At 38.1% G+C, this 23,051-nt stretch carries 21 protein-coding genes; 8 read left to right on the top strand and 13 right to left on the bottom strand.

Features of this window, described 5'->3' with window-relative positions:
* Positions 1–40 precede the first annotated feature (40 nt).
* From RM545_RS09755 to RM545_RS09745, 3 genes are all read right to left on the bottom strand, one after another.
* Positions 41–1,150 (bottom strand): HigA family addiction module antitoxin, encoded by a 1,110-nt coding sequence (locus RM545_RS09755; RefSeq protein WP_311495139.1) that lies wholly within the window; start codon positions 1,148–1,150, stop codon positions 41–43.
* A 2-nt stretch (positions 1,151–1,152) separates the two neighbouring features.
* Positions 1,153–1,473: a type II toxin-antitoxin system RelE/ParE family toxin gene (locus RM545_RS09750; RefSeq protein ID WP_311495138.1), complete on the bottom strand. Its 321-nt coding sequence runs from the start codon at positions 1,471–1,473 to the stop codon at positions 1,153–1,155.
* A 77-nt stretch (positions 1,474–1,550) separates the two neighbouring features.
* Positions 1,551–4,826: a type ISP restriction/modification enzyme gene (locus RM545_RS09745; protein WP_311495137.1), complete on the bottom strand. Its 3,276-nt coding sequence runs from the start codon at positions 4,824–4,826 to the stop codon at positions 1,551–1,553.
* A gap of 405 nt (positions 4,827–5,231) precedes the next feature.
* On the opposite strand from RM545_RS09745, the gene RM545_RS09740 reads away from it, so the two are divergent.
* From RM545_RS09740 to RM545_RS09730, 3 genes are all read left to right on the top strand, one after another.
* Positions 5,232–6,485: a PAS domain-containing sensor histidine kinase gene (locus RM545_RS09740; protein ID WP_311495136.1), complete on the top strand. Its 1,254-nt coding sequence runs from the start codon at positions 5,232–5,234 to the stop codon at positions 6,483–6,485.
* Between the two features lie 32 nt (positions 6,486–6,517).
* On the top strand, positions 6,518–7,567 hold the full coding sequence (locus RM545_RS09735; protein WP_311495135.1) for a response regulator: 1,050 nt from the start codon (positions 6,518–6,520) through the stop codon (positions 7,565–7,567).
* Positions 7,568–7,655: 88 nt separating this feature from the next.
* Positions 7,656–8,465, top strand: coding sequence for a universal stress protein (locus RM545_RS09730; protein ID WP_311495134.1), 810 nt, complete (start codon positions 7,656–7,658; stop codon positions 8,463–8,465).
* 1,044 nt (positions 8,466–9,509) lie between these two features.
* Here RM545_RS09730 and RM545_RS09725 read toward each other — a convergent pair.
* The 6 genes from RM545_RS09725 to RM545_RS09700 all read right to left on the bottom strand — a co-directional run bounded on the left by RM545_RS09725 (position 9,510) and on the right by RM545_RS09700 (position 13,359).
* On the bottom strand, positions 9,510–9,905 hold the full coding sequence (locus RM545_RS09725; RefSeq protein ID WP_311495133.1) for a group III truncated hemoglobin: 396 nt from the start codon (positions 9,903–9,905) through the stop codon (positions 9,510–9,512).
* Position 9,906: 1 nt separating this feature from the next.
* The gene (locus RM545_RS09720) at positions 9,907–10,191 is read right to left on the bottom strand and encodes a hypothetical protein (protein ID WP_311495132.1); all 285 of its coding nucleotides are present in this window, start codon (positions 10,189–10,191) and stop codon (positions 9,907–9,909) included.
* 108 nt (positions 10,192–10,299) lie between these two features.
* On the bottom strand, positions 10,300–10,599 hold the full coding sequence (gene trxA, locus RM545_RS09715) for a thioredoxin (RefSeq protein ID WP_311495131.1): 300 nt from the start codon (positions 10,597–10,599) through the stop codon (positions 10,300–10,302).
* 144 nt (positions 10,600–10,743) lie between these two features.
* Complete coding sequence (locus RM545_RS09710) at positions 10,744–11,322, bottom strand: YceI family protein (protein WP_311495130.1); 579 nt, start codon at positions 11,320–11,322, stop codon at positions 10,744–10,746.
* A gap of 81 nt (positions 11,323–11,403) precedes the next feature.
* On the bottom strand, positions 11,404–12,744 hold the full coding sequence (locus tag RM545_RS09705) for a hypothetical protein (RefSeq protein WP_311495129.1): 1,341 nt from the start codon (positions 12,742–12,744) through the stop codon (positions 11,404–11,406).
* Positions 12,745–12,771: 27 nt separating this feature from the next.
* Positions 12,772–13,359, bottom strand: coding sequence for a YceI family protein (locus RM545_RS09700; protein ID WP_311495128.1), 588 nt, complete (start codon positions 13,357–13,359; stop codon positions 12,772–12,774).
* Between the two features lie 356 nt (positions 13,360–13,715).
* On the opposite strand from RM545_RS09700, the gene RM545_RS09695 reads away from it, so the two are divergent.
* Positions 13,716–14,114: a response regulator gene (locus RM545_RS09695; RefSeq protein WP_311495127.1), complete on the top strand. Its 399-nt coding sequence runs from the start codon at positions 13,716–13,718 to the stop codon at positions 14,112–14,114.
* 86 nt (positions 14,115–14,200) lie between these two features.
* Here the strand turns inward: RM545_RS09695 and RM545_RS09690 are convergent, their stop codons facing one another.
* From RM545_RS09690 to RM545_RS09680, 3 genes are all read right to left on the bottom strand, one after another.
* Complete coding sequence (locus RM545_RS09690; RefSeq protein ID WP_311495126.1) at positions 14,201–14,533, bottom strand: hypothetical protein; 333 nt, start codon at positions 14,531–14,533, stop codon at positions 14,201–14,203.
* 134 nt (positions 14,534–14,667) lie between these two features.
* On the bottom strand, positions 14,668–15,297 hold the full coding sequence (locus tag RM545_RS09685) for a metallophosphatase domain-containing protein (RefSeq protein WP_311495125.1): 630 nt from the start codon (positions 15,295–15,297) through the stop codon (positions 14,668–14,670).
* 83 nt (positions 15,298–15,380) lie between these two features.
* Entirely contained in the window at positions 15,381–15,605 is a 225-nt protein-coding gene (locus RM545_RS09680; protein ID WP_311495124.1) for a hypothetical protein, read from the bottom strand.
* Positions 15,606–15,786: 181 nt separating this feature from the next.
* Here RM545_RS09680 and RM545_RS09675 point away from each other — a divergent pair, with 181 nt between their 5' ends.
* Positions 15,787–17,301 (top strand): AsmA family protein, encoded by a 1,515-nt coding sequence (locus tag RM545_RS09675; RefSeq protein ID WP_311495123.1) that lies wholly within the window; start codon positions 15,787–15,789, stop codon positions 17,299–17,301.
* Here RM545_RS09675 and RM545_RS09670 read toward each other — a convergent pair.
* Complete coding sequence (locus tag RM545_RS09670) at positions 17,298–18,128, bottom strand: universal stress protein (RefSeq protein ID WP_311495122.1); 831 nt, start codon at positions 18,126–18,128, stop codon at positions 17,298–17,300. The genes RM545_RS09675 and RM545_RS09670 overlap by 4 nt on opposite strands.
* Positions 18,129–18,285: 157 nt before the next feature.
* Here RM545_RS09670 and rimP point away from each other — a divergent pair, with 157 nt between their 5' ends.
* Genes rimP through infB form a run of 3 tightly spaced genes read left to right on the top strand, consistent with a single transcriptional unit; the run spans position 18,286 to position 22,844 of the window.
* Entirely contained in the window at positions 18,286–18,747 is a 462-nt protein-coding gene (rimP, locus tag RM545_RS09665) for a ribosome assembly cofactor RimP (RefSeq protein ID WP_311495121.1), read from the top strand.
* 12 nt (positions 18,748–18,759) lie between these two features.
* The gene (nusA, locus tag RM545_RS09660) at positions 18,760–19,992 is read left to right on the top strand and encodes a transcription termination factor NusA (protein ID WP_311495120.1); all 1,233 of its coding nucleotides are present in this window, start codon (positions 18,760–18,762) and stop codon (positions 19,990–19,992) included.
* Between the two features lie 59 nt (positions 19,993–20,051).
* Entirely contained in the window at positions 20,052–22,844 is a 2,793-nt protein-coding gene (gene infB, locus RM545_RS09655; protein WP_311495119.1) for a translation initiation factor IF-2, read from the top strand.
* Positions 22,845–23,051: the final 207 nt, after the last annotated feature.

Here is a 23,051-nt window from a genome sequence, read left to right as displayed (position 1 = left end):
CATTTGTGATCTGGAATGCATATTCAGTTTTCGTTTCTTACTATAACAACCTGTAGTCTATTTGAGTTTTCTTTTTATAAAATTTAAATTTATGGCACACTCTGCCACGAAGAACACTTGGGTGAATGCCAATTTTTGCTGAGTACTCGGTTAGGTTACGATCATCTAATGGATTAGCTCCATATTTTTCAAGGTATCCCTGCCATTCAATATCAGAAATTAAATATTGCTCGGCAAACTTATCGGCTTCTTTTTCTTCAACGGAATTTTTATACTCCTCATCTTCGTTTTGTGGATCTAAATCGATGAAGCGGATTTCATTATTATTTATCAGATGTTTAAATATATGGCCCAACTCGTGAAAAAGAGTAAATGCGAAATTATCTAAACGCTTATGTCTTAAAGACATACCAATCGCCGGGTTTCCCTTACTCCAAAAAGAAATTCCATCAACCGGCGTTTTAGTTCCCTTTATCTGAAAAACTAATTTAATGCCGTATTCCCCTAATAAATTTTGAATGGTTTCTAAAGTATTGTTGTTCTCTTTAAGAACTATCTTTATTTCATACATCAATTGATCCTGACATTTATAATCAAAAGCAGCAACCGATTTAAAACCGGCCAAATGCTCAACTAGTTTAGACCAGCCAATGATATTTACCGGATCGATTTTAAGCTTTGTAGATTTTCTGAAGCGTGAAAAACTCGGCTGTGTTCGCATATTCGCAAGTTGCTCAAAATGCTCGACTTCGTAAATATTTTTAATAGCAATTACATCCTCAATTGGATCACCCTGCAAAATTTTTTCTTTTTTTAAAAAGCTATATGCGATTTTGTCTTTAATAAAATCCAATTGTTCTATGGCCTCAAGTCTTTCGTGATTCTTTGCTTTAATTCTGGCTAAATCCAAATCATAATTCTTTTGTGCTTCCATCCAAAACTCAGCATCGATACCCAAAGTCTTCTCCAATAGAATAGCCAGGTCTGCATTTAAGTTTCTCTTTCCTTTAATAAATTCGTTTAACTGACTTCTATTAAACCCGATGGTCTTTGCAAAATCTGATTGAGAAATATCAGAAGCGTCCAGTTCATCCTTAAGAATTTCTCCCGGATGGGTTGCAATTATTGGTGTTAGGTCGGTAACTTTCATAATTATTGGTAGTGCTTACTGAGTTCTTCTAATTCTAAAATATCGATTTGTAGGGAACCTTCTTTAGAAGCAACTTCATTGAAAATGATTCGATATTGTTTGTTTATCCAGACCGCGCTTTTCCCGCTTAAATCGCCTTCTTTTTTTTCGTAGTGAAGACCTTTTATTTGATAAAGCTGTTCAATCCGGGTAATGGATTTCAGTTTATTGACTGTTTTTACGTACTGTTTTACTAAAGCAGGATTAGATTTAAACTCTTTGTACTTTTTAGTTTTACCCTCGTAGAGGTCTTCCAAATAAGCTTGTAAAAATAAAATAGTCATTTAATCCTGTTGCAAATATAAACTTTGTTCACATTTTTGTGAACAAAGTTATGTTAATAATAGAAAAAACTTCCCTGCTATTCATTTATAAAATCTATCTCATCTACTTCCTTCATCAACCTGTCGGTTTCAGTTAAGGCGACAATAATCTTTTGGTAATGCATAATGTCTTCAAACTTTAACTCCCGGCCTTTGCGGTCTTTTAGCCATTTTTGGGCAGGTTGGTAGCCGCCTATATAAAATTCCCAGGCAACTTCAGGTACATTGTCAAAATATTGCTGATCATTGATCCATACTTTTCCGGTTTTTTCTTCGCTTTGGTTCTCGACTCCGCTCGAACTGACAGCAATTTCAAAACCCGGACTTGTTTTCGTGATTTTTCTTGTGATCACGTTATCGCCGTCTACCGGATAGGTGGTAATATATTCTTCGGTTTTCGGGCTTTCAAGTAAATGAATTTTCCGAAGTTCGCCGCCCAATGCTACCAACTTCCAAAATTGTTCCTGATTTTCAGGATAAGGCACCCGCGGAAAATCAATCTTTAAAAATTCTTTATAGGTTTCGCGATAGGTTGGAGAATGTAAAACTGCGTAGATATAGTCCAGTAAATCTATTGGCGCGAATTCCTCCCCCGGCCCCTCCAAAGGAGGGGAGTTCTTCTCTGGCACAAAGGTTAGGCCAAGACTTTTTTCAATTTTCGCAAGGATTTTTGGGTTTAAATTAGGTGAACGCTCTGTCTGGGTTTCGGTGGTTTGTTGGTCTGTGGTTTCCGGATAGAGGTAGAGGGGTAAGATATAGCCTCTTTCTTTCGAGCGATTCGATACTCGACTGTCATCTGCAATCATATTAGTTATTCCTACATGCTCCCAACTATCAACTGCAGTTTGTCTACAAATCATTAATCCTATGTTATTCTTATCTATGAAGTGACGCATATACATTTCTCTTCCCCAATCCACCATTGAGGACGAATAATAAATTTTCCGAACATCAAAGGGTCGGTAATTAATATCTCTAATTAATTCTTTATGATTATTTTTTAAAATGTTATTTCTTGCTTCCGACAGCTTCCATCCTCTTGAATCCCCGATTAAATATTTTCCTTTTTTCTTATTTGGATATAACCAACTCCTAATTTGATCATCTGTATAATTTTTATCGGTAAATTTTTTTATTCGCTGTACTAAGACGTTTTCTTCAAAATCAATCACTACAGCATCTCTGGCTGTTAAGATTCCTGTCACGTTGGTCGGAAAAAGCTTTTCTACACTATATCCTAATTCATATGTTTTTCTTCCTTTTTCTTCTTTAGGTACAAAAAAGAAATATGGATTTGTATAGCTTAATTCTTCAAAAGAAATAGAACGTAGAGATTTTTCTTTTAAAAAATCATATTTTTCTTTTCTCCTCCCGTAGCAATCATAATGATAAACTTTGCCAAGTTCCTTGGCTTTTTTCTTTCCGTTCTTTACCAAAATATTAATGGAAACTCCCTGCATAATATCAAACACATTTTCGTCTTTGCTACCATCGGGTGCGGTTTCATTCTTTTTGGCGTTACCGTGTAAATCAATAGTAAATATTTTATCGTAGGTTTTTAGCAAGTTCCATCGCATTCCCCTAAAGGTTGGATTATCTAAAAAACCATGCGGGTTGATAAATGCCAAAATTCCTTCTCCATTCTTTTCGATAAAATGTTGCCCGTACCGCATAAATTTTACGTAATCGTCATTCAACCAATGTTTGCGTTCGTTGAAATGTTCACCATCCACATATTTATAATCTTCAATTAAATCGGCAATCCATTTCCCGTTATTTGAAGAAATTCCGGAATATGGTGGATTTCCAATTACACACATTACGGGCGTATCGCGTTTAATATGGTTGGCTTCATTGGCTTCGGTACTTAACCAGTTGGAAAATAGCGTACCGGTGTCTTTATGGTGTTCTTCCAGAGAATTTGTGAGGTAAACATTTAAGCGCTGGCTGCTTTCTTCGCGATACCCGGTTTCCCTTAAAAGCATTTCCAGCTTTAAATGCGCCATTGCATAAGAGGCCATCAACAATTCAAAACCGTTTAAACGCGGTATTAAATGCTGCTCTACATAACCGCTCCACGCGCCCTGCATTGCCTTGAATTTTTTACTGTAAATATAGTTTACCACTTCTGCCAGGAAAGTTCCCGTACCGGTCGCGGGATCTAAGATCTGGACTTTATGAACTTCTTTTTCGGTTTGTTTGTAGCCGGTTGCAGAACGTTTATCGGCTACATCGGTATTTACTTTTATCTTTGTTTTAGAAGTATCGGCTAAACCTTGCGGCAGGTTAAATTCGGTTTTTAAAACATCATCTACTGCACGTACAATAAATTTTACCACAGGTTCGGGCGTGTACCAAACTCCGCGTGCTTTTCTTAATTTAGGGTCATATTCTGCCAGAAAGGTTTCATAAAAATGAATAATCGCATCCTGGGTTTGCGTACTTTTCCCAAAATTCTTCAGCAGTTGTTCCACATTGGTTGCCCTAAAAACATCGGCAAGGTTATCTACGGTGGGTTTTATACGTATATCTATATCTGGACCGGCCACATAGCCAAATAATTTCCGAAGAAAAGGATTCGATTTTGGGATAAGTTCGGCGGCTTCCTGCCTGCTAAAATCCTCTAAAGTAGGGTCGTGCAGGCGGGCGGCAAACATTCCGTAAGCCAGGGTTTGCGCATAAATATCGGCAAAACCTTTGGGTGTAAGATCGTGGATAAGTATTTCTTTAAAGGTGTGGAACTGCCCTTGTAAAGAAGTATTTTCCTGGGTTTCCTCGTCGGAAGTAATAGCGTTTTCAAGAATATTTTGCAGAAGGCGGGCTTTGGCGGCCATCATTTCGGCCAGTTTTTTAGCAGATTTGATTGTTTGCCCAATAAAGCTGCAAAAGTTCTTGATCAGGTTTTCAAACTGCTGAAAATTTTCTGTTACCGGAATTATTTTTCCATTATCGATCTCGGCCAGCTTTATTTCGTGCACCAACTCCCCGTTCTGGAAAAACTGAAACCACAGGTAATCGGTAATAATAAGGTTATCCAGCGCATTACGGTAACGTGAGAACTGTTCTTTATAAACTTTGGAATTTAAGTCTTTGCCAACATCTTTAGCTTCAATGTAGCCAATTGGGATTTTGCCGTTGGTTAGCACATAATCAGGGTTCCCACAGTCGGTTACATTCGCCGGTTCATTGGTAACGTCAATATTGGTTAAGATGCTTCTTAATAAATTCTCTAAGTCGGCGCGGTAGGAATGCTCTCTTGAAATACCAGAAGTATATCGGGAATTTACTATTTCCAGGTAGTCGGTTATTGTCATAAATATAGATAATCAGGCTTTTGAATAGAAAAGTGAAGGTAAATTAATTTATTTGAATCAGAAATTTTGTACCAAATGAGGTTGCATCATTATTCATTTTTAGAGGTTATTAAATAACTACATATATCAATTTAATTCAACCTGACTGTTTTTCAGTATTTTAAAGATGAACTTATTGTCTGTTCGAGCGCAGTCGAGAACTTCTCAACTAAAAAGCTTAGGTTTCGACTCCGCTCCTTGATAAACGTCTTATAAATTGTATATACAGTGATTCTCTAATCTTTTACAGAAGGCCGAAAATTGGCAATTTTTGATACATACTAGTAAGCGCAACAAATGGAATCTTAACTTCAGGATTTTCCTTCAAATGAATTAGCTTTTGTAAATTCGTGTAAAACAGAAACTGTGGCGAAAAACGAGTTTTTTCAGAATAAAAATGTCTTTAATGTCCTTTTTGAAGCTGCTTCCGAAGGAATTATTGTGGTGGATGCTTCTCAAACAATAATTGCCGCAAACTCTGCTGCAGAATATATGTTTGGATACCAATCTGGAGAATTAACAGGGGAGCCCCTTAACCTACTTATCCCAATGAATTACCGGCCCAACCACGGCCAGCATTTTTCAAGGTTTTTAGAGAGTAGTGAAAAAAGGCAAATGGGGCATGGGAGGGACCTTCATGGCTTAAAAAAAGATGGTAGCCAGTTTCCTGTTGAAGCGGGTTTAAACCCTTTTAAGATAGACGGTGAGGATTATGTGATGTCCTTAATTATCGATATTAGTGTGCGGAAGGAGACACAGCAGCAAATAAGGGAACTCAATAACAAGCTAGAAGATAAAATTGCAATAAGAACACAGGAACTGCAGGAAAGTGTTCAAAAACTGCAAAATTTAAACCTCGACCTGGAAGATGAAATCCAAAAGAGAAAGGCGGCAGAGCGAAAAATAAAGGATGCCCTGCAAAAGGAAAAGGAGCTTAATGAACTTAAAACAAAATTTCTTTCCCTGGTTTCCCATGAATTTAAAACTCCGCTCAGCGGAATATTAACTTCGGCAACACTTGCTGAAAAATATACAAAAGGAGAACAGCAGGACAAACGCGAAAAGCATTTGGGAACGATAAGGAATAAAGTGCATTATCTTAATAATATCCTGAATGATTTCCTGTCTATCGAACGATTGGAAGCAGGAAAAGGCCAGTATAAGTACACCAACTTTAGCCTGAAAAGGTTAATAAATGAAGTAGTTTACAATGCGAATATTACCCTGAAAAACGGTCAGGAAATTACCTACACCAAAGATCTTGAAGATATGATGCTTTACCACGACGAAAAAATCCTGGAGCTCATTCTCTCGAATTTACTGGGAAATGCAATAAAATATTCGCCCGAAAATACGCTGATAGATTTCAGGATTACACCTACAGAAAGATCGGTAGTTTTTGAAGTAGAGGACCAGGGAATAGGAATCCCACAGAAAGATCAAAAGCATATTTTTGAACGCTATTTTAGAGCAGAAAATGCACTCCTGGACCAGGGAACGGGAATAGGGCTTAATATTGCCTACACACACCTGGAGAATCTTGGTGGGAATATAAAGTTTGAAAGTAAGGAGCACGTAGGAACAAAATTTACGGTAGAAATTCCAATATTGAAGCCGTAAAAAAGTGCAGAAGAATTAAAGAAGTCATTACCATGAAAAAAATATTGCTGATAGAAGACGATGTTACTGTAAGGGAAAACACGGCAGAACTGCTGGAACTTTCAGATTACGAAATTGAAACCGCTTCCAATGGACGCCTGGGTGTCGAAAAAGCGAAAAAAATCCTTCCAGATGTAATTGTGTGCGATATCATGATGCCAGAAATGGATGGTTATGGCGTTCTTGAGGAATTGAGCAAAAATGAAGAAACTATAGATATTCCGTTTATTTTTCTTTCAGCAAAAACTGAACATAAGGATATCCGCAAGGGGATGGACCTTGGTGCCGACGATTACCTTACCAAACCTTTTGAAGAGGAAGATTTGCTTAGCGCCATAGAAAGTAGACTGGCGAGGGTTGCCATTATAAATTCTTTTAAAAATAAGAGGAAAAAAACTCCGCAGCCGGAGGAATCGTCTTTAAAAGGTCTCGAAGACCTTCGCAGCCTCATTAGTAAAAATGAGTTACTCGAATTTAAGAAAGGAGAAAATATTTATGAACCGGGCAAGCAGGCCAGTTTCTTTTACCTTGTAAAAAGTGGTGTGGTGAAAGCCCACAGGATGGATAGCCAGGGGAAAGAGCTTATTACAGAACTTTTTAAGGATGACGATTTCTTCGGAAATATTTCACTGAATAACGCCAGCCCATATCAGGATTTTGCCACTGCAATGGAAGATACCCGGCTCTATGCAGTTTCAAAAGAAGAACTGCACAAGATCCTGGCGAACAATGGCCGTGTAACGCTGGAATTAGTAGAGATTCTAAGTAACAACCTTTCAGGTTTAAAGGAGCAGTTAATGGGAATGGCATACGGTTCTGTCCGCAAGAAAACAGCAAATACCATCTTACTTTTTGCTGAAAAAATTAAAAAACATCCACTGAAAAGCATAAGGATTTCTCGTGCAGATCTTGCCGGTGTTGCGGGAATGGCGCCAGAAAGCCTTATAAGAACCCTTTCAGACTTTAAAAAAGAAGGCTTAATAGAAATTGAAGGAAGGAATATTAAACTCCTTAATTCCCAGGCGTTGAAGAAGGTGGTGTGAATTTTCAGAAAAAATATCGGAACTGATTTTTATCATTTTTCATCCTTTATGGTTCGCATAGTTTTGTATAAATTATTGAACCCTAAAGATGAATGTATTAATCCTGACGGACTTTTCAGAGGTTTCAGAAAATGCAGGAAAATATGCCCTGGATTATCTGGCCGGCAGACCCGGTAATATTTATGTGTTAAATATCCAGGACTTCAACTTCAGTAAATCGAATGGAAAAGCGCTGGAAAAGCAGATGCTCCATATTTCTGCAGAACTTCACAAAACTGTTGAAATGCTTAAAAACCTTTCAAAAAACAAAAATCAGGGTTTCCACAGCATTTTGTCTTCAGATTATCTTATAAATGCCATTCGCAAATGTGTTACCGAAAAAAAGATCGATCTCATTTTTATAGGGGCGGCCAGCAAGGATGTGAGGCATCATCCTATCTTGGGCAACCATGCTTATGAAGTGGTTCGCAAAATAAAATGCAATATTGTGGCCGTGCCGGCAAAGAGTGTTTACCAAAAGCCGGAGACCAGTATCCTCCCCATAGATTATTCGGTTCTTTCTCAGGAAAAGGTTCTTAACCTTGTTCATAATTGTGATTTTGTAAGGGACACGCACATCACCGTGGTGGAAATAAATAAGGGAACTTCCGGAGAGCTGAAAAAAGAACTGGTTCAGTACGGTTTGGCTAAAAAATTACCAGAAGCCACCTTGCATTATATGAATATTAAAGATTCGGACTTTTTTAACCGGGATTTGCTGTTCGAGATTCAGGATAAATTTGATATTATCGCCATAATCGGCAAAAACCTGAATGTATGCGATAAGTTACTCCATGCCCGCTATGGACTTTGTGCAAAAGTAGATAATGCGTTACCTATTCTTGTGTTGCACGAATAATTGAAGAAAATTTCTTCTGAAGAAGAAACCTGCCGTACATCCACGCTTCGACAAGCTCTGCGGGACAACATGTTACTGAGTCCGGCTGAGCTTGTCGAAGCCCATTTTCACTACAGGCCGAAAATTGATATTTTTGAAGTGCGACTATTTTCGGAAAGTGATCTTAAAAGTTGTTGCCCTAAACTTGATTCAGCATTTCATCTCCTTGACTTTCAACGTTATTAAGAATTCGACCTATCGAAGGTTTATCGTAAAATTTGACGTGAAGGCACCGTAAAATTTTATGCTGTTTGAGCTGTGCAAAAATAAGTTCTTAAGATGAAAAAGTCAGCGAGTTCATAAAATTTAGGTGGCGAACGAAAAATTTAGATAAAATTTTTTAAGCCTTGATTTTTTGTTTCTTTTTCATCTAAGGAAAAAGAAAGAGAGGTCTGGTTTTAAACGAAAATTCTTAAAAGTCGAAAATTGATATTTTTGAGATGTCGTTTTTTTCCTCATTAAGAAGAAGCCTGTCGTACATCCACCCTTCGACAAGCTCAGGGTGACAAAGCTGATACTACAGGTCGAAAATTGGCATTTTTGAAGTGCGACTATTTTCGGAAAGTGATCTTAAAAGTTGTTGCCCTAAACTTGATTCAGCATTTCATCTCCTTCACTTTCAACGTTATTAAGAATACGGCCTATCGAAAGTTTATCGTAAAATTTGACGTGAAGGCACCGTAAAATTTTATGCTGTTTGAGCTGTGCAAAAATAAGTTCTTAAGATGAAAAAGTCAGCGAGTTCATAAAATTTAGGTGGCGAACGAAAAATTTAGATAAAGTTTAGTAAGCCTTGATTTTTTGTTTCTTTTTCATCTAAGGAAAAAGAAAGAGAGTTCTGGTTTTAAACGAAAATTCTTAAAAGTCGAAAACTGATATTTTTGAGCTGTCGTTCTTTTCCTCATTAAGAAGAAGCCTGTCGTCATCCACCCTTCGACAAGCTCAGGGTGACAAAGCTGATACTGCAGGTCGAAAATTGCCATTTTTGAAGTGCGACTATTTGCTTTAGCCTTTCTGTGGTCGCCGGCTTTGGAAAACTTTTATATACAAATGAGTAGACATTTTCCTGGCATTGTGTTTAGCTCTTTCTGCCAATTCACCTTTAAAAAGCTCATCTATGGTCTCAAACCATAAATTGAGCCAGATCCCAAAGTGACGCCCATCAATTTTTCCCTGGTGCTCGTAATCCACCTTTACATGCGCCCGCTGGGGATTACCGGAGTATGTCCCCGCAAAGAAAAGGTTACTTTCCCAAAAATCTGTAAGCCTGGAGAGGTGCGCATCCCAGTTGTTAATACTGTTGTTGAAAAAGTAACCAATTTCAGGATTTTTTCTCACTTTTTTATAGAAAGAAGTTATCAGCAGGTGCACGTCCTTTCTATTTTGGAGATCTTTTCTCATACTACAACGGTACGTTCACAGCAATAAGAACTGTGCTTACTACAATACTTAAAAGAAGGGCGTTAAGTACATGTTTAGGTTTTAATTGCGCAAGTACGGTGGCATTATAGCCCATACAAACAATTACCACAAAAAATAATTCCACCATATTAACAAGAGCGTGTCCCTTCATCAAAATCATCATAGCTGCGATAGAACCTACACAGCTGGAAATAATGATTCCGGCGGTCATATAAGCGTAATATGTTTCTTCAAAATCGGCAAGTAAGTTTTGATAAAGTTTCATGATATTTTACTTTTTAATTACAGTGTAAAATTATCACGAAGGGCCTGCTTAAAATATGATCCCGGTCATATAAGCCGATATTTGCCAAATTTTGCTATAGGCTGGAAATCAGGAATGGGATTGGATAATCCTTACAATCTCATCCTTGGGCAACACTCTAGATTGTCTCCAAAGCTGTTCTCCATTTTTAAAAAGAATCATTGTAGGCACGCCCCTTACCTGGTATTTTCCTGCAAGGGCTTCATTTTTATCCACATCTATTTTTACAATCTTCACTTTCTCACCCAGTGTCTCTTTGGCGTCCTTTAAAATAGGGGCAAGTGTTTTGCACGGCCCGCACCAATCGGCGTAGAAATCTATTAGCACTGGTTTATCTGAATTGATGATCTCGTTAAAATTACTTTTCATAGCAACTACTTTTATGTATCTTCTAAATTTACAGATTATCCGTTAACTTATAAAGATTCCGCAGCAAATTTAAACGAATGTAAATGACAGGTTGTTTAAGGAAATTCTCTTTATTCGATCTCTTATCAAAAGCTATTTTTAACCTTAATTTTGTACAACCAGATTAAAATCTATCTCGATTTCATCCTTTACCACGATCATCCCAAAAAGTTTTTTAGGAGGCTCAAGTTTAAAGTCTTTAATGTCCAGGAGTAATATTCCTTTGATATTCGAAACCCCACCTTCAGTAAACTCCACCGGAAAAGTGTGCTCTTTCCTGGTCCCGGCGATGGTAATATTGACCACTGCATTGGCAAAACCGGGTTTTTGAAGACGCATTTCCAGGAGCTCAATCAGGATCTGCGGATACTTTTCTGACTGGATCAACTTGTGAAAGTCATTGTTTATGGGTTGGCTTCCGCAGTCAAAACCTTTGGTGTTAAGGCTAAGAAGAGCGTTTTTAAAACGCATGTGGCCGGGCGCGTCGATAATATAATGTAGTGGGTATTCCTTCTGAAGATATCCCATGTCAAAAACACAGTCAAACGACTTGATGTTGGTGTCTCCCGTAATAGTAAGTTCACTTTTAGGAAGTATTTTTACAGTTTTGTTTTCAAAGCTGTTCTGTGCATATGTAAATGCACTAAAGAACAGCAGCATTATAATGAGCAGAACATTTTTCATTTTGTAGCAATTTGTTATTTATATAATAAACAACGGAGGAATGTTTGATTCCCCCGTTGTTTTGGCCAATTCAAATCATTCTTAGAAGCTTATAGCTGCTTCGAACATTATTCCTTCAAAATTTCCTTCGTGAAGAATATCGGTTGAAGGAAAACCGTCATAATCCTGGTTTACATATTCAACTTTGGCAAGAATATTTCTGGTCATAAACCAGCCTGCACCAAGGTTATATCTTGAGATATCGATATTTGTACCGCCCTGTAACTCTCCATCAACATAATTGTACCGGCCACCTACGTAGAAGTTTTCGTTGTTGCCAAATCTGTAAAGAAGTTCCCCTGCATATTGATTAAACGCTCTGTCATCAGCTTCAGTGGCAGCTTTACCTGTAGCCCTTTCGTATGTTCCGAAGAATTCAAGTTCGCCGTATTTCAAAAATGGGTTAATCATAAAGGCAGTCAGTTCATTCCTAAGGTTTGGATTAAACCTACCAGACCTAAAGTTCCCTGACAGGCTTGCATCAACATCTTCCATTACAAGATAGTACCGGGAACCCGCACGGTCTGCACTATATAAATAAGCGTTTGCACTTTCGCTGGTGTGGTATACAGATCCTGTTAACCTTAATCTTAGGTCATCCTTGTTGAAGGTATCTGTTAAATAGTTGTCATAGCCAATTTTTCCAATGTAAGAGGGTTTTGTTCCAAGAATTGCAGGATCATCAAGGTGGGGAGCACTTACAGATTGGTTTAACTTTCCGTTGGTCATGCTGGCCATAGCAAGAAATCCATTGTTGATGTAGTAAAGTTCAGCTCCAACTTCTGTAGTGAATGCATCCATAATCAGGTTACCTACAAAGGGGTTGTGAAGTGCCTGGGCGTTATCACTTCTTCTAAAGTGCATATCACCATAGTTGTTCTCCATGTGGCCAATTTTAATCCTCACATGATCCATCACATCCTGCATAAAACCTTCACTCACAAAGTCGAGCTTATCAATTTGAATATATCCTCCTTTAACATACGGCTCCGGGTGGTGACGTGAGGAAAGATAGGTTCTAAGATGCATTCTTACACCATCATAAAGATGAACGTCAAGATCCAGGTTTGCAGTTGGAAGGTTAAAGTTGTCTCCTAATGTAACTAGTGGGACGGCACCCGAGTTATCGTGATCCAGTCCCTGGAACTGTATAGCGAATGCGCCACCAAGCCTTACGTTTAATCCATTAAATACTTCGGCAGTATCTTTTTTAGGCTCAAAAACGTCAATTCCTCTTTGATCGTAGTACCTGAAGTTGGGCATATACCTGCCACTTTCTGGTGTCTCCGCCTGAAGTTCGTTTACTTCTGCCTCCTGTGCTTGTGACTGTATTCCTAATGTCATCATTAACGCCATTCCCGAGTATTTGAAGAAATTTTTCATTGTAGTAATATTTAGATGTTGAAAAGGTTATTTAGAAAAAGTTATTTGAAATCTGATGTTTAAGTCTTCGCCGGTAGTTATGGTTCCAAACATTGCAGATGGGGGCTCTACATTAAAGCTAGTCATGCTGATATCCTGATTTCCACTTAGAGTAATTGTACCTCCATTTATGTAAGCATTAAATACAATATCTACAGGTTTCTTTGTGCCTGCTATAGTAAGGTAGCCTGAGGTGGAGACTATACACCTGGTTTTAGAAGTGCAGTCTATTTCTTTCACTTTATTAAGCTGATAAATTATGTTCTTGTTATTATCTGTTTTTAAAGCTTTGTAGGTGTTTTTGTCCATTCCGCCTTTACCACTTTTAAGGCTTTCTGCCACAACAGTAAAATCCAGTGCGGTAATGGCTACAAGTTGTCCATCGTTTACTTCAACATTTAGATTTCCTTTAAAATCTTCTGCTACCATTTCCCAATCATGAATATTAGAAGTTCCTTCTATCTTCATGCTGGAGGCATTTTTGTTTACATTATATTTTTGAGAAAGGACGGTTTGTGCTGAAAAAAACATTATAAGGCTTCCCAGTACCAGTGAAATTTGTTTTGAAGTTTTCATAATTCCTGTTTTTAATTATGGTACAAAGATGGGGTAGGAATGCATCCTGAATTATGACAATTATCAGCATTCAGTATTTTTTGAATTAAAACTTTAGGAAAAGGTTATAGTAGAAAAATGAATAAGAATATTGGGGAGAGCAGTAAAGATTACAGAGGTACTGTAAATTTCCTTATCTTCGCCCGATTAAATTTTAGCAAACTCCGTTTTAGTCGCCTGCCTCATCATATGCGTAAACACAAATGGTCTTATTTCAGTTTACATAATAGACGTGCTCTGTACTCTTTTCTCATTTTTGCTTTTCCGATGGCGATATACGGTGGTAGAGAATTTTTTATTTATTAGTTAGTGTAGAAATGAAGGTGGAAAAGAAAATTTGCGTAATAGATGATGACGAGATTTACCAGATGATCATGAAAAGGGTGATTGGTAAAGCCGATGTGTTTGCTAAAAGGCAGAGCTTTTGTAATGCACAGGATGCCCTGGAATCTTTCGAGAATTTGGCTCATTCTTTACCAGACCTTATATTACTGGATATTAATATGCCTGGAATAGACGGCTGGCAGTTTATAGAAGAGATGCGGGAAAAACGCTCCGGCTTTGAAAAGGAAACAAGAATTTTTATTGTGACATCTTCTATAGCACATTCAGATTATACAAAGGCAAAGTCTTATCCTGAAGTATGCGGTTTCCTAAGTAAACCGGTAGATGTAGCTCAGATAGTGAATATAGCCAGAAAATTGGAAGAAGAGTAAGGGAAATAAAATTATAAGGCTTAGGCAGAAGAATTGCCTTAAGGTTATAAAACAAAAAACTTCAGTAGAGACTGAAGTTTTTTGTTTTAGGCGGCTACAATTAAGTTGTAGTGCGATAGCAATTCTTTATAAAAGTAAACGTGCTTTTGGTCGTCCTTAAGACATGCCTTAAGAAAGCGTTCCATGTCCTGGCATTCAAAGGTGATATTCGTATACTTTCTTCTTCCCACAGGAATTTGCATTGAGACCATTTGCTTTTCGTAATCTATCTTTACGTTTTTAGCCTCAAAATATTTCTTTATAATAGCCCGGTGCATAAGAGTGAAATTCGACTTCTCTGCATCGAGATTTGATATACTGAAAGAAATAAGATTTTTTACCTCATCTATCAGCTCTGTTTGTGTATAGCTGTTCTCCATAAAAATCTTTTTAGTTAGTTATTTTTTTCTCGGTGCTAAGTTACCATGAGAAAGGATATTCGGTGTTAAAAAAAATCTAATAATGCTCTAGTTAGTAAATATTTAACTCGTTTACAGTTTTGTTTAGCTTCTTATTAAGAGTCTTCAACAGAATAGGTTATGGGAGCATTAATATTCCTATATCTTCCATCCAAACAAGAAGAATTTATAAAGAGCGTCTTTTTTGTTCTTACAGAGCCATAAGAATTATGGATATGTCCAAATATATGAAGCTGTGGCTCTATGGTATCCACGTACCTCTGTAATTCCTCGCAACCTATTGCTGTCCCATTGTCGAGGATATCCATTATTTTATAAGGAGGGGTGTGTGTGATAAGCACATTTGTATTTTCTGGAATTTTTTCCCAGTGTTTTCTTATGCTTTTTCCCCTGGCTCGTTCAAAAGCCCAGTTTGAGTTGCCGGGGGTGACAGGTGATCCCCAAAAATTATATTTTCCAATTTTTGTTCCGCTGTCATTAAGATAATGGATGTTTGCAGGAAGAAAATCCAGCTGCTTCTGATTTTTTTCAAGAAAAAAATCATGGTTACCTGCTATTAAAACCTTGTGTTCATGTTCTTGACGGGAAAACCAGTCCAGGAAATCCAAAGTTTCCTTTTTTGTGCCTGCTTCCGTAAAATCTCCGGCATGAACAAGAACGTCGGCAGTGGGTAAAGTCAATTCGCTATGTCTACCGTGTGTGTCAGAAATACAGGTAATCTTCATGCTGTTTTTTAACCTAGATGTAAAAATAAAAAATCCGGTGGAAGTAACTCACCGGATGAATATCTTTGTATAAAATTCAGATGCTATTTTTGCTGTTCGCCATCTTTTGTCTGCTCCCCGGAAATATAATCTTTGTCTGCAGGGAGTAATTTATCTATAAGTTTAGTCACAATAAAAGCTATCATCACTGCTGTTACTGCAAAAAAGATAAATTTTACAAGGAGACTATCGCTAAGGACCATGCTGTAAAACCCCAGAAAGAGTTCTACGGCTACAAATACAATCTTCAAACTTAGCTTAATCAACATGAGTATAAGGGAATTTTGATCCAAAGATACAATCAAAAAACATTGATCCTATCACTGTCCTTTTAGTTTGACTAAAATTTAACAGCTTGGTAATATGACGGTTAGTTTTTCCGTTAAAATATGGCAAAAGGATTCGCAAAATCGATTTTAATTGTACATTGTTTTTACTAATTTTTTCTCTTTGAAAATATCACGAAAAATTCTTATAGGCATCGGCTCTGTAGTTTTACTGGGCATCATTTTGGTAATTGTTAACCTAATTGCTGAAAATAAAATAAAAACTGCGCTGGATTCCAAACTGAAAGAAGCAGGAGGGTCTTATGAAGAGCTGGATGTGAATTTACTTGGAGGTTCTATTGAAGTAAAGCAGATAAAGCTGAATCTTGCTGAAAAAACTCTGGAAGCCTCTGCTGTTGACCTGGATGGTATTAATGTAATTGAATATCTGCGCACCGGGAATATTGAAATAGGGGAGCTGTCGATCACTGATCCACGGTTTCTGATCGATAATGGTAAAAAAGACACTGTGGCTAAAAAGCCTTCAGAAGAGGGCTCAGATTTTAAGAAAAAGGTACTGATTGAGAATGTGAAACTCACAAATGCTGAAGTTCAGATTCTTAAGGAGGATTCTGAAGATAAATTGTTCTCAAAATTCAGCAAATTCGCACTTCAGAAGGTGAAAATTGATCAAAATACACTTAAAGCTCCTGTTCCTTTTGAGTTTGAAGGCTATAATTTTCAGAGCGATACCTTATACTTTCAATTAAATGAATTACATACCGTAACGGCTAAAGAAATAAATGCCGAAAATGGCCATTTTGAGGTAGTCGCTTTAAAGATGTTGCCAAACTTCAGTAAAGAAGAACATCAGCAGCATATTCCTTATGAAAAGGATCGTTACAATTTTACATTTTCCAATATTCAACTGGGAAACCTAACCTGGTCTATGGAGAATGATACACTTCACCTTCGTAATCCATATATGGAGATCAACCAGCCCAATCTGGAGATTTACCGGGATAAAACCCCGCCAGATGATCCCAGGCAGAAATCACTATATAGTCAAACCATCAGAAATTTACCGATTAAAATAAATTTCGACAGTATTGTGCTTAAAGATGGGTATATTTTATATGAAGAGCGAGCGCAAGCTTCCCGTCCTCCCGGGTCTCTTGATTTTTCCAATTTGGATGCTACTATCTATAATTTTACAAATATCGGAATGGAGGAGCCTGAATTTCCGAAGACCGAAATAGATGTTCAAAGCCTGATTTTTGAAAAAGCACCCTTAAAGGTCCATTGGGAGTTCGATGTTAGTGATCGTGCTGACCATTTCCAGATTTCCGGAAATATGGGAGCAATGGCAAGCGCTGAAATTGATGAATTTTTAAAGCCTGCAATGAATGTTTCAACAACCGGGTCTATTGAAGATATGCAGTTTAGTTTTTCCGGTGATGATGACACGGGAAGTGGCGATATGAAGCTTTCCTATAATGACTTTAAAGTTGAGGTTCTCAAGGACGATGGAACAGAAAAGAATAATTTCTTATCTGCAATAGCTAATCTTGTTATGAACGGTACAACAAGTGAGGAAAGGCAGTATAAAGATGTAGAGGTGACAAGAAATAAGAAAAAATCGTTCTGGAATTATTTATGGATATTTATTAAAGAAGGTGCAATTAAGACTCTTATCTAAATCCTGAAGGTGATCACCGGGCGATTGGCGTTGTTAACGAGATCTTCGCTTATGCTGCCGTTAAAGAAATGCGCAATTCCTTTGCGGCCATGAGTACTTATTCCCATCAGGTCGGCATTAATTTCTGCAGCAAAATTCATTATCCCTTTTTCTACTGTAATATCGTTATAAATATGACTTTTGACTACAATGTCATTTTGCCCTTCGGTAAAGGCTTTTATTTGATCCTGAACCTCTTTTGATGTTCTGAAGTTATTGGGAGTATTTACATAGAGCAAATGCAAATTAGCCCCTAATAGAGTGGCAAACTCTGAAGCCTTTTGCAGCGTATGTTTGTTGACCGGTTCAGCATCTGTAGCGAAAACGAACTCTTTAATATTAAATTCTTCTGCAGATCTCTTAATCACAAGTACCGGGGTAGTTGAATGTCTCACTATTTTTTCTGTATTGGATCCAATAAACATTTCCTGAAAACCACTGGCGCCATAGGAACCCATCACAATTAGATCGAACTGATCCTTTTCGCAGAACTCCAAAATTCCTTTGTAGGCGTCATTAAATTGAACATGCTCCTGTGTCGTAATATTCTTTAGGTAAGGTGCCTTCAGAAGCTTAGAAAATCGCTGATGCGCCAGTTTCATAAAGAAAATTGATTCCGGTAGGTTTCGGCTGGAATGCCCCTGCACAGGATCTATCAATTCCAGTGGCAGTTCCAGAACATGCAATAGATGAACCTCGCTGTTAAATCTTTTTGCCAGCTTCGCTGCAACTTTTAATGCGTTTTCGGCTTGGTCAGAAAAATCGGTTGGGACTAAGATCTTTTTCATGATATAAAGGGATTGGAATGTACTTATTATCATAAAATTACTAATAAATTATCATTTGCGCAGCTGTTTTCTATCTCAGAATTAATTATTATATTTGCATCGTTGAAACTAAAAAGTACAGCGAGGGGACGTAAAGTCCCCTCTTTTTATAACCATTATGTTGCAGGAGAGAGTAGAAAAGTTGCTGGATGAGGCATTTGAAGAAAATAAATCGTTATTTTTAATCAGCCTGGAAATAAACAGCAATAATCAAATTAGAGTGGTGATTGATGGTGATCAGGGGATTTCGGTTAATGATTGTATAGAAATTAGCCGGAAAGTGGAACATAACCTGGACAGGGAAGAGGAAGATTTTTCCCTTGAAGTTACTTCTTCAGGAGTTTCGGAGCCATTGAGCTTGCCCCGCCAATACAAAAAAAACATAGGAAGGACATTGCAGGTGAAAACCGCCGACGAAAAAATCGAAGGAACTTTAACCGGTGCAAATGAAGAAGAGATAAGCTTGAAGTGGAAAGCCCGGGAGCCAAAACCAGTTGGTAAAGGGAAGCATACAGTAGAGAAAGAAGCTGTGCTGCCATATTCGGCTATTGTAGAAGCTAAAGTTATGATAACATTTTAATTAAAAATTGATATGGAGAATATCGCCCTGATAGAGTCATTTTCAGAATTTAAGGATGATAAATTAATAGATCGTGTCACCTTGATGTCGATCTTAGAAGATGTTTTTAGGAATGCTTTGAAAAAGAAGTATGGAGAAGATGATAATTTTGATATTATTGTAAATCCTGATAAGGGGGATCTTGAGATATGGAGAAATCGTGTAGTAGTGGCAGATGGAGAGGTTGAAGATTCTAACCAGGAAATCTCTTTAAGCGAAGCGCGTAGAATAGAGCCGGATTTCGAAGTTGGGGAAGATGTTTCTGAAGAAGTAAAGCTTAAGGATTTAGGACGAAGAGCGATTCTTGCCTTGCGTCAAAATCTTATTTCAAAAATTCACGAACACGATAATACTAATATATATAAGCAGTTTAAGGAACTTGAAGGAGAAATATATAATGCAGAGGTTCACCATATAAGACATCGCGCAATAATTTTGCTTGATGACGAGGGTAACGAGATTGTTTTGCCAAAGGACAGGCAAATACCATCAGATTTTTTCAGAAAAGGAGAAAATGTAAGGGGTGTTATAGAGAGTGTGGAGCTTAAAGGGAATAAGCCCACCATTATAATGTCTCGTACAGCACCCGGTTTTCTTGAGAAATTATTTGAGCAGGAAATTCCGGAGGTCTTTGATGGTCTTATTACCATTAAGAAAGTGGTGAGGGTTCCAGGTGAAAAAGCAAAAGTAGCAGTAGACTCTTATGACGATAGAATAGATCCTGTTGGAGCTTGTGTAGGTATGAAGGGGTCTAGAATCCACAGTATTGTGCGTGAATTAGGTAATGAGAATATAGATGTTATCAATTACACTAACAATGACCAGTTGTTTATCACAAGAGCTTTAAGTCCTGCCAAGATTACTTCTATTAAATTAGATGAGGAAAATAAAAGAGCAGAGGTTATCTTGCGGCCAGAAGAAGTTTCCAAGGCTATTGGTAGAGGAGGTCATAATATTAGACTTGCAGGCCAATTGACTGGATTTGAAATAGACGTTTTTAGAGAAGGTGTTGAGGAAGATGTTGAATTGAGCGAATTTACCGATGAAATTGAAGATTGGGTAATAAAGGAATTTTCTAAAATTGGTTTAGATACTGCAAAAAGTGTTTTGGAACAGGATTTGGAAGACCTTGTGCGTCGTACAGATCTTGAAGAAGAAACAATAAGACAGGTTTTCCAGGTATTACGTGACGAATTTGAGGAGTAATGGTCTGGATTTAGATTTTTTATAATAAACAAAAAAGAGGTTAATTTAGAGGGCAATTTATGGCTGAAGCAAAAACAATGCGATTAAACAAGGTATTACGTGAATTCAATATTTCGTTGGATCGGGCTGTGGAATTTTTAAATTCCCAGGGTCACGACATTGAGGCACGTCCTACTACCAAGATCTCTCCTGAAACTTACCAGGTGCTCTTCGATGAGTTTCAAACCGATAAGAGTAAGAAAGTGGCTTCCAAGGAAGTAGGAGAAGAGAAGAAGAAGGAGAAGGAAGAAATTCGTTTAGCTCGCGAAAGGGAGTTGGAGGAAAAGCGTAAAGCTGAAGAGAAGAAGGAAGAAGAAGTTGTTTCAGGAAGAGCGAAACTTTCCGGACCAAAGAAGGTTGGGAAAATAGATCTTGATAAAAAACCTGAGGAAGCTTCAAAGGAAAGGGAAAAAGAAGCGGAAGAAGAGGAATCTGTAAAACCTGAGCAGCCACAGGAAAAAGAGATTCCGGCAGTTGAAGAAGTTAAACCGGAAACTGCAAAAGAAACCGTGGAAGATACTCCGCAGCCCCCTAAAGAAGAAAAGCCTAAACCGAAAGAAGAAGCAAAGCCTGAGGAGGAAAAGAAAAAGGAAGAACAGGAGACGAAGAAAGAGGAAGGACAACAAGAGGACACAAAAGAGGAAGAATCCAGTACTTTGAAAACAAATTATGCAAAGCTGGATGGTCCAAATTTTACCGGACAGAAAATCGATCTTTCTAAATTTAAAAAGCCTGAGAAGAAAAAAGATGACAAAAAAGCTGCCGAGGAAAAGGAGAAGCGTAAAAAACGTCGTCGTAGAATAAGTAAAGATCCTAAACCGGGAGCGGGAGCATCTGGAGCTGGTGGAGCCGCAAGAAAAGGTCGTGGTTCAAAACCGCGCTCAAGACCATTAACTAAGGAGGAGCCTAGCGAAGAAGAAGTACAGAAACAAGTGCGTGAAACGCTCGAGAAGCTTCAGGGTAAATCCGGAAAAGGTAAAGGGGCGAAATATAGAAGAGGTAAAAGAGATCAGCACCGTCAACGTTCAGAAGAAGATCTTGCACAACAGGAGCTTGAGAGCAAAACGCTTAAAGTGACAGAATTTGTTACGGTAAGTGAAGTTGCTACCATGATGGATGTCCCTGTAACCAAGGTGATTTCTGCCTGTATGTCCCTTGGGATGATGGTTACTATGAATCAGAGATTGGATGCAGAGACGTTGTCTATAGTTGCGGACGAATTTGGATATGAAGTAGAATTTGTAACTGCAGATGTAGAAGAAAGTACTGTAGTAGTAGAAGAAAACCCTGAAGATCTTAAACCGAGGGCGCCAATTGTTACTGTAATGGGTCACGTAGATCACGGTAAAACATCGCTGCTGGATTATGTTCGTAAGGAGAATGTAATTGCAGGTGAGAGTGGTGGTATTACTCAGCATATTGGTGCATACGGTGTACAACTGGAAGGCGGACAGAAAATTGCCTTTTTGGATACACCGGGTCACGAAGCTTTTACCGCGATGAGGGCCAGGGGTGCCAAAGTAACAGATATAGCCATTATCGTAATCGCCGCAGATGATGATGTGATGCCTCAGACAAAAGAAGCAATTTCACATGCACAGGCTGCAGGTGTTCCAATAATATTTGCAATAAATAAGTCTGATCTGCCAACGGCAAATCCGGAAAAGATTAAAGAAAAACTGGCAGGTATGAACCTGTTGGTAGAAGATTGGGGAGGTAAAATCCAGTCTCATGATATTTCTGCGAAGACAGGAATGGGTGTGAAAGAGTTGCTTGAAAAAGTATTACTTGAAGCCGAAATCCTGGAATTGCAGGCGAATCCTGATAAACTTGCTGTAGGTACTGTGGTCGAGGCTTATTTGGATCGTGGTCGTGGTTATATTTCTACAATACTTGTACAATCAGGTACTTTAAAAATAGGAGATTATGTTCTTGCTGGTAGAAATAGTGGTAAGATAAAAGCGATGCACGATGAGCGAGGAAACGAGATCAAAGAAGCGGGGCCTTCTACTCCGGTTTCCATACTTGGTCTGGACGGTGCGCCGCAGGCTGGTGACACTTTTAAGGTAATGACCGATGAGAGGGAGGCGAAAGATATAGCTTCAAAGAGAACTCAATTACAACGAGAACAGTCGGTGCGAACTCAAAGGCATATTACACTGGACGAGATTGGAAGAAGGATTGCTCTGGGAGATTTCAAAGAATTGAATATTATCCTGAAGGGGGATGTGGATGGTTCTGTAGAAGCACTTACAGACAGTTTCCAGAAACTTTCTACGGAAGAAATTCAGGTGAATATTATACATAAAGGTGTAGGAGCTATTACTGAAAGTGATGTGCTTCTGGCCTCAGCATCTGATGCCGTAATCATTGGCTTTAATGTACGTCCTGCCGGAAATGCGAGACAGGTTGCCGATAAGGAAGAGATAGACATCAGGACTTACTCCATTATCTACGATGCCATCAATGATCTTAAAGATGCCATGGAAGGTATGTTATCTCCGGAATTAAAAGAGGAGATTACTGGTACAGCCGAAATAAGGGAAACTTTCAAGATTTCCAAGATCGGTACCATTGCAGGTTGTATGGTTACTTCAGGTAAGATATACAGGAGCGCGGGCGTAAGACTTATTCGTGACGGGGTGGTTGTCTACACTGGTGAGCTTACTTCATTGAAACGATTTAAAGATGATGTAAAAGAAGTTTCGAAAGGATATGATTGTGGTCTCCAGGTGAAGAACTACAATGATATTAAAGAAGGTGATGTAGTGGAAGCCTTTAGAGAAGTTGAAGTAAAGAAGAAGTTAAAATAAACTTTAATAGTTTTATAAAAAAAGCCGTTTTCTAACCAGAAAGCGGCTTTTTTGTTTTTCAATTTCAGATTCTGAAGGTTTTTATTTCGGAAATGGTTGAGTTACGTTTATCGTGCTTGTCATGAGAAGCATCCTCTAAAGATGGTGAAAACACCAGTCTGATTTTTAAATCCGAAGTGGTCTAAAATTCGTTCGTTCGTTGTTATA

It is taken from the genome of Autumnicola lenta (assembly GCF_031846515.1).
In the GTDB taxonomy this organism is placed as follows: Bacteria; Bacteroidota; Bacteroidia; order Flavobacteriales; family Flavobacteriaceae; genus Autumnicola; species Autumnicola lenta.
Note: the sequence above shows the minus strand (reverse complement) of the source record. Positions and strands in the feature narration are given on the sequence as shown.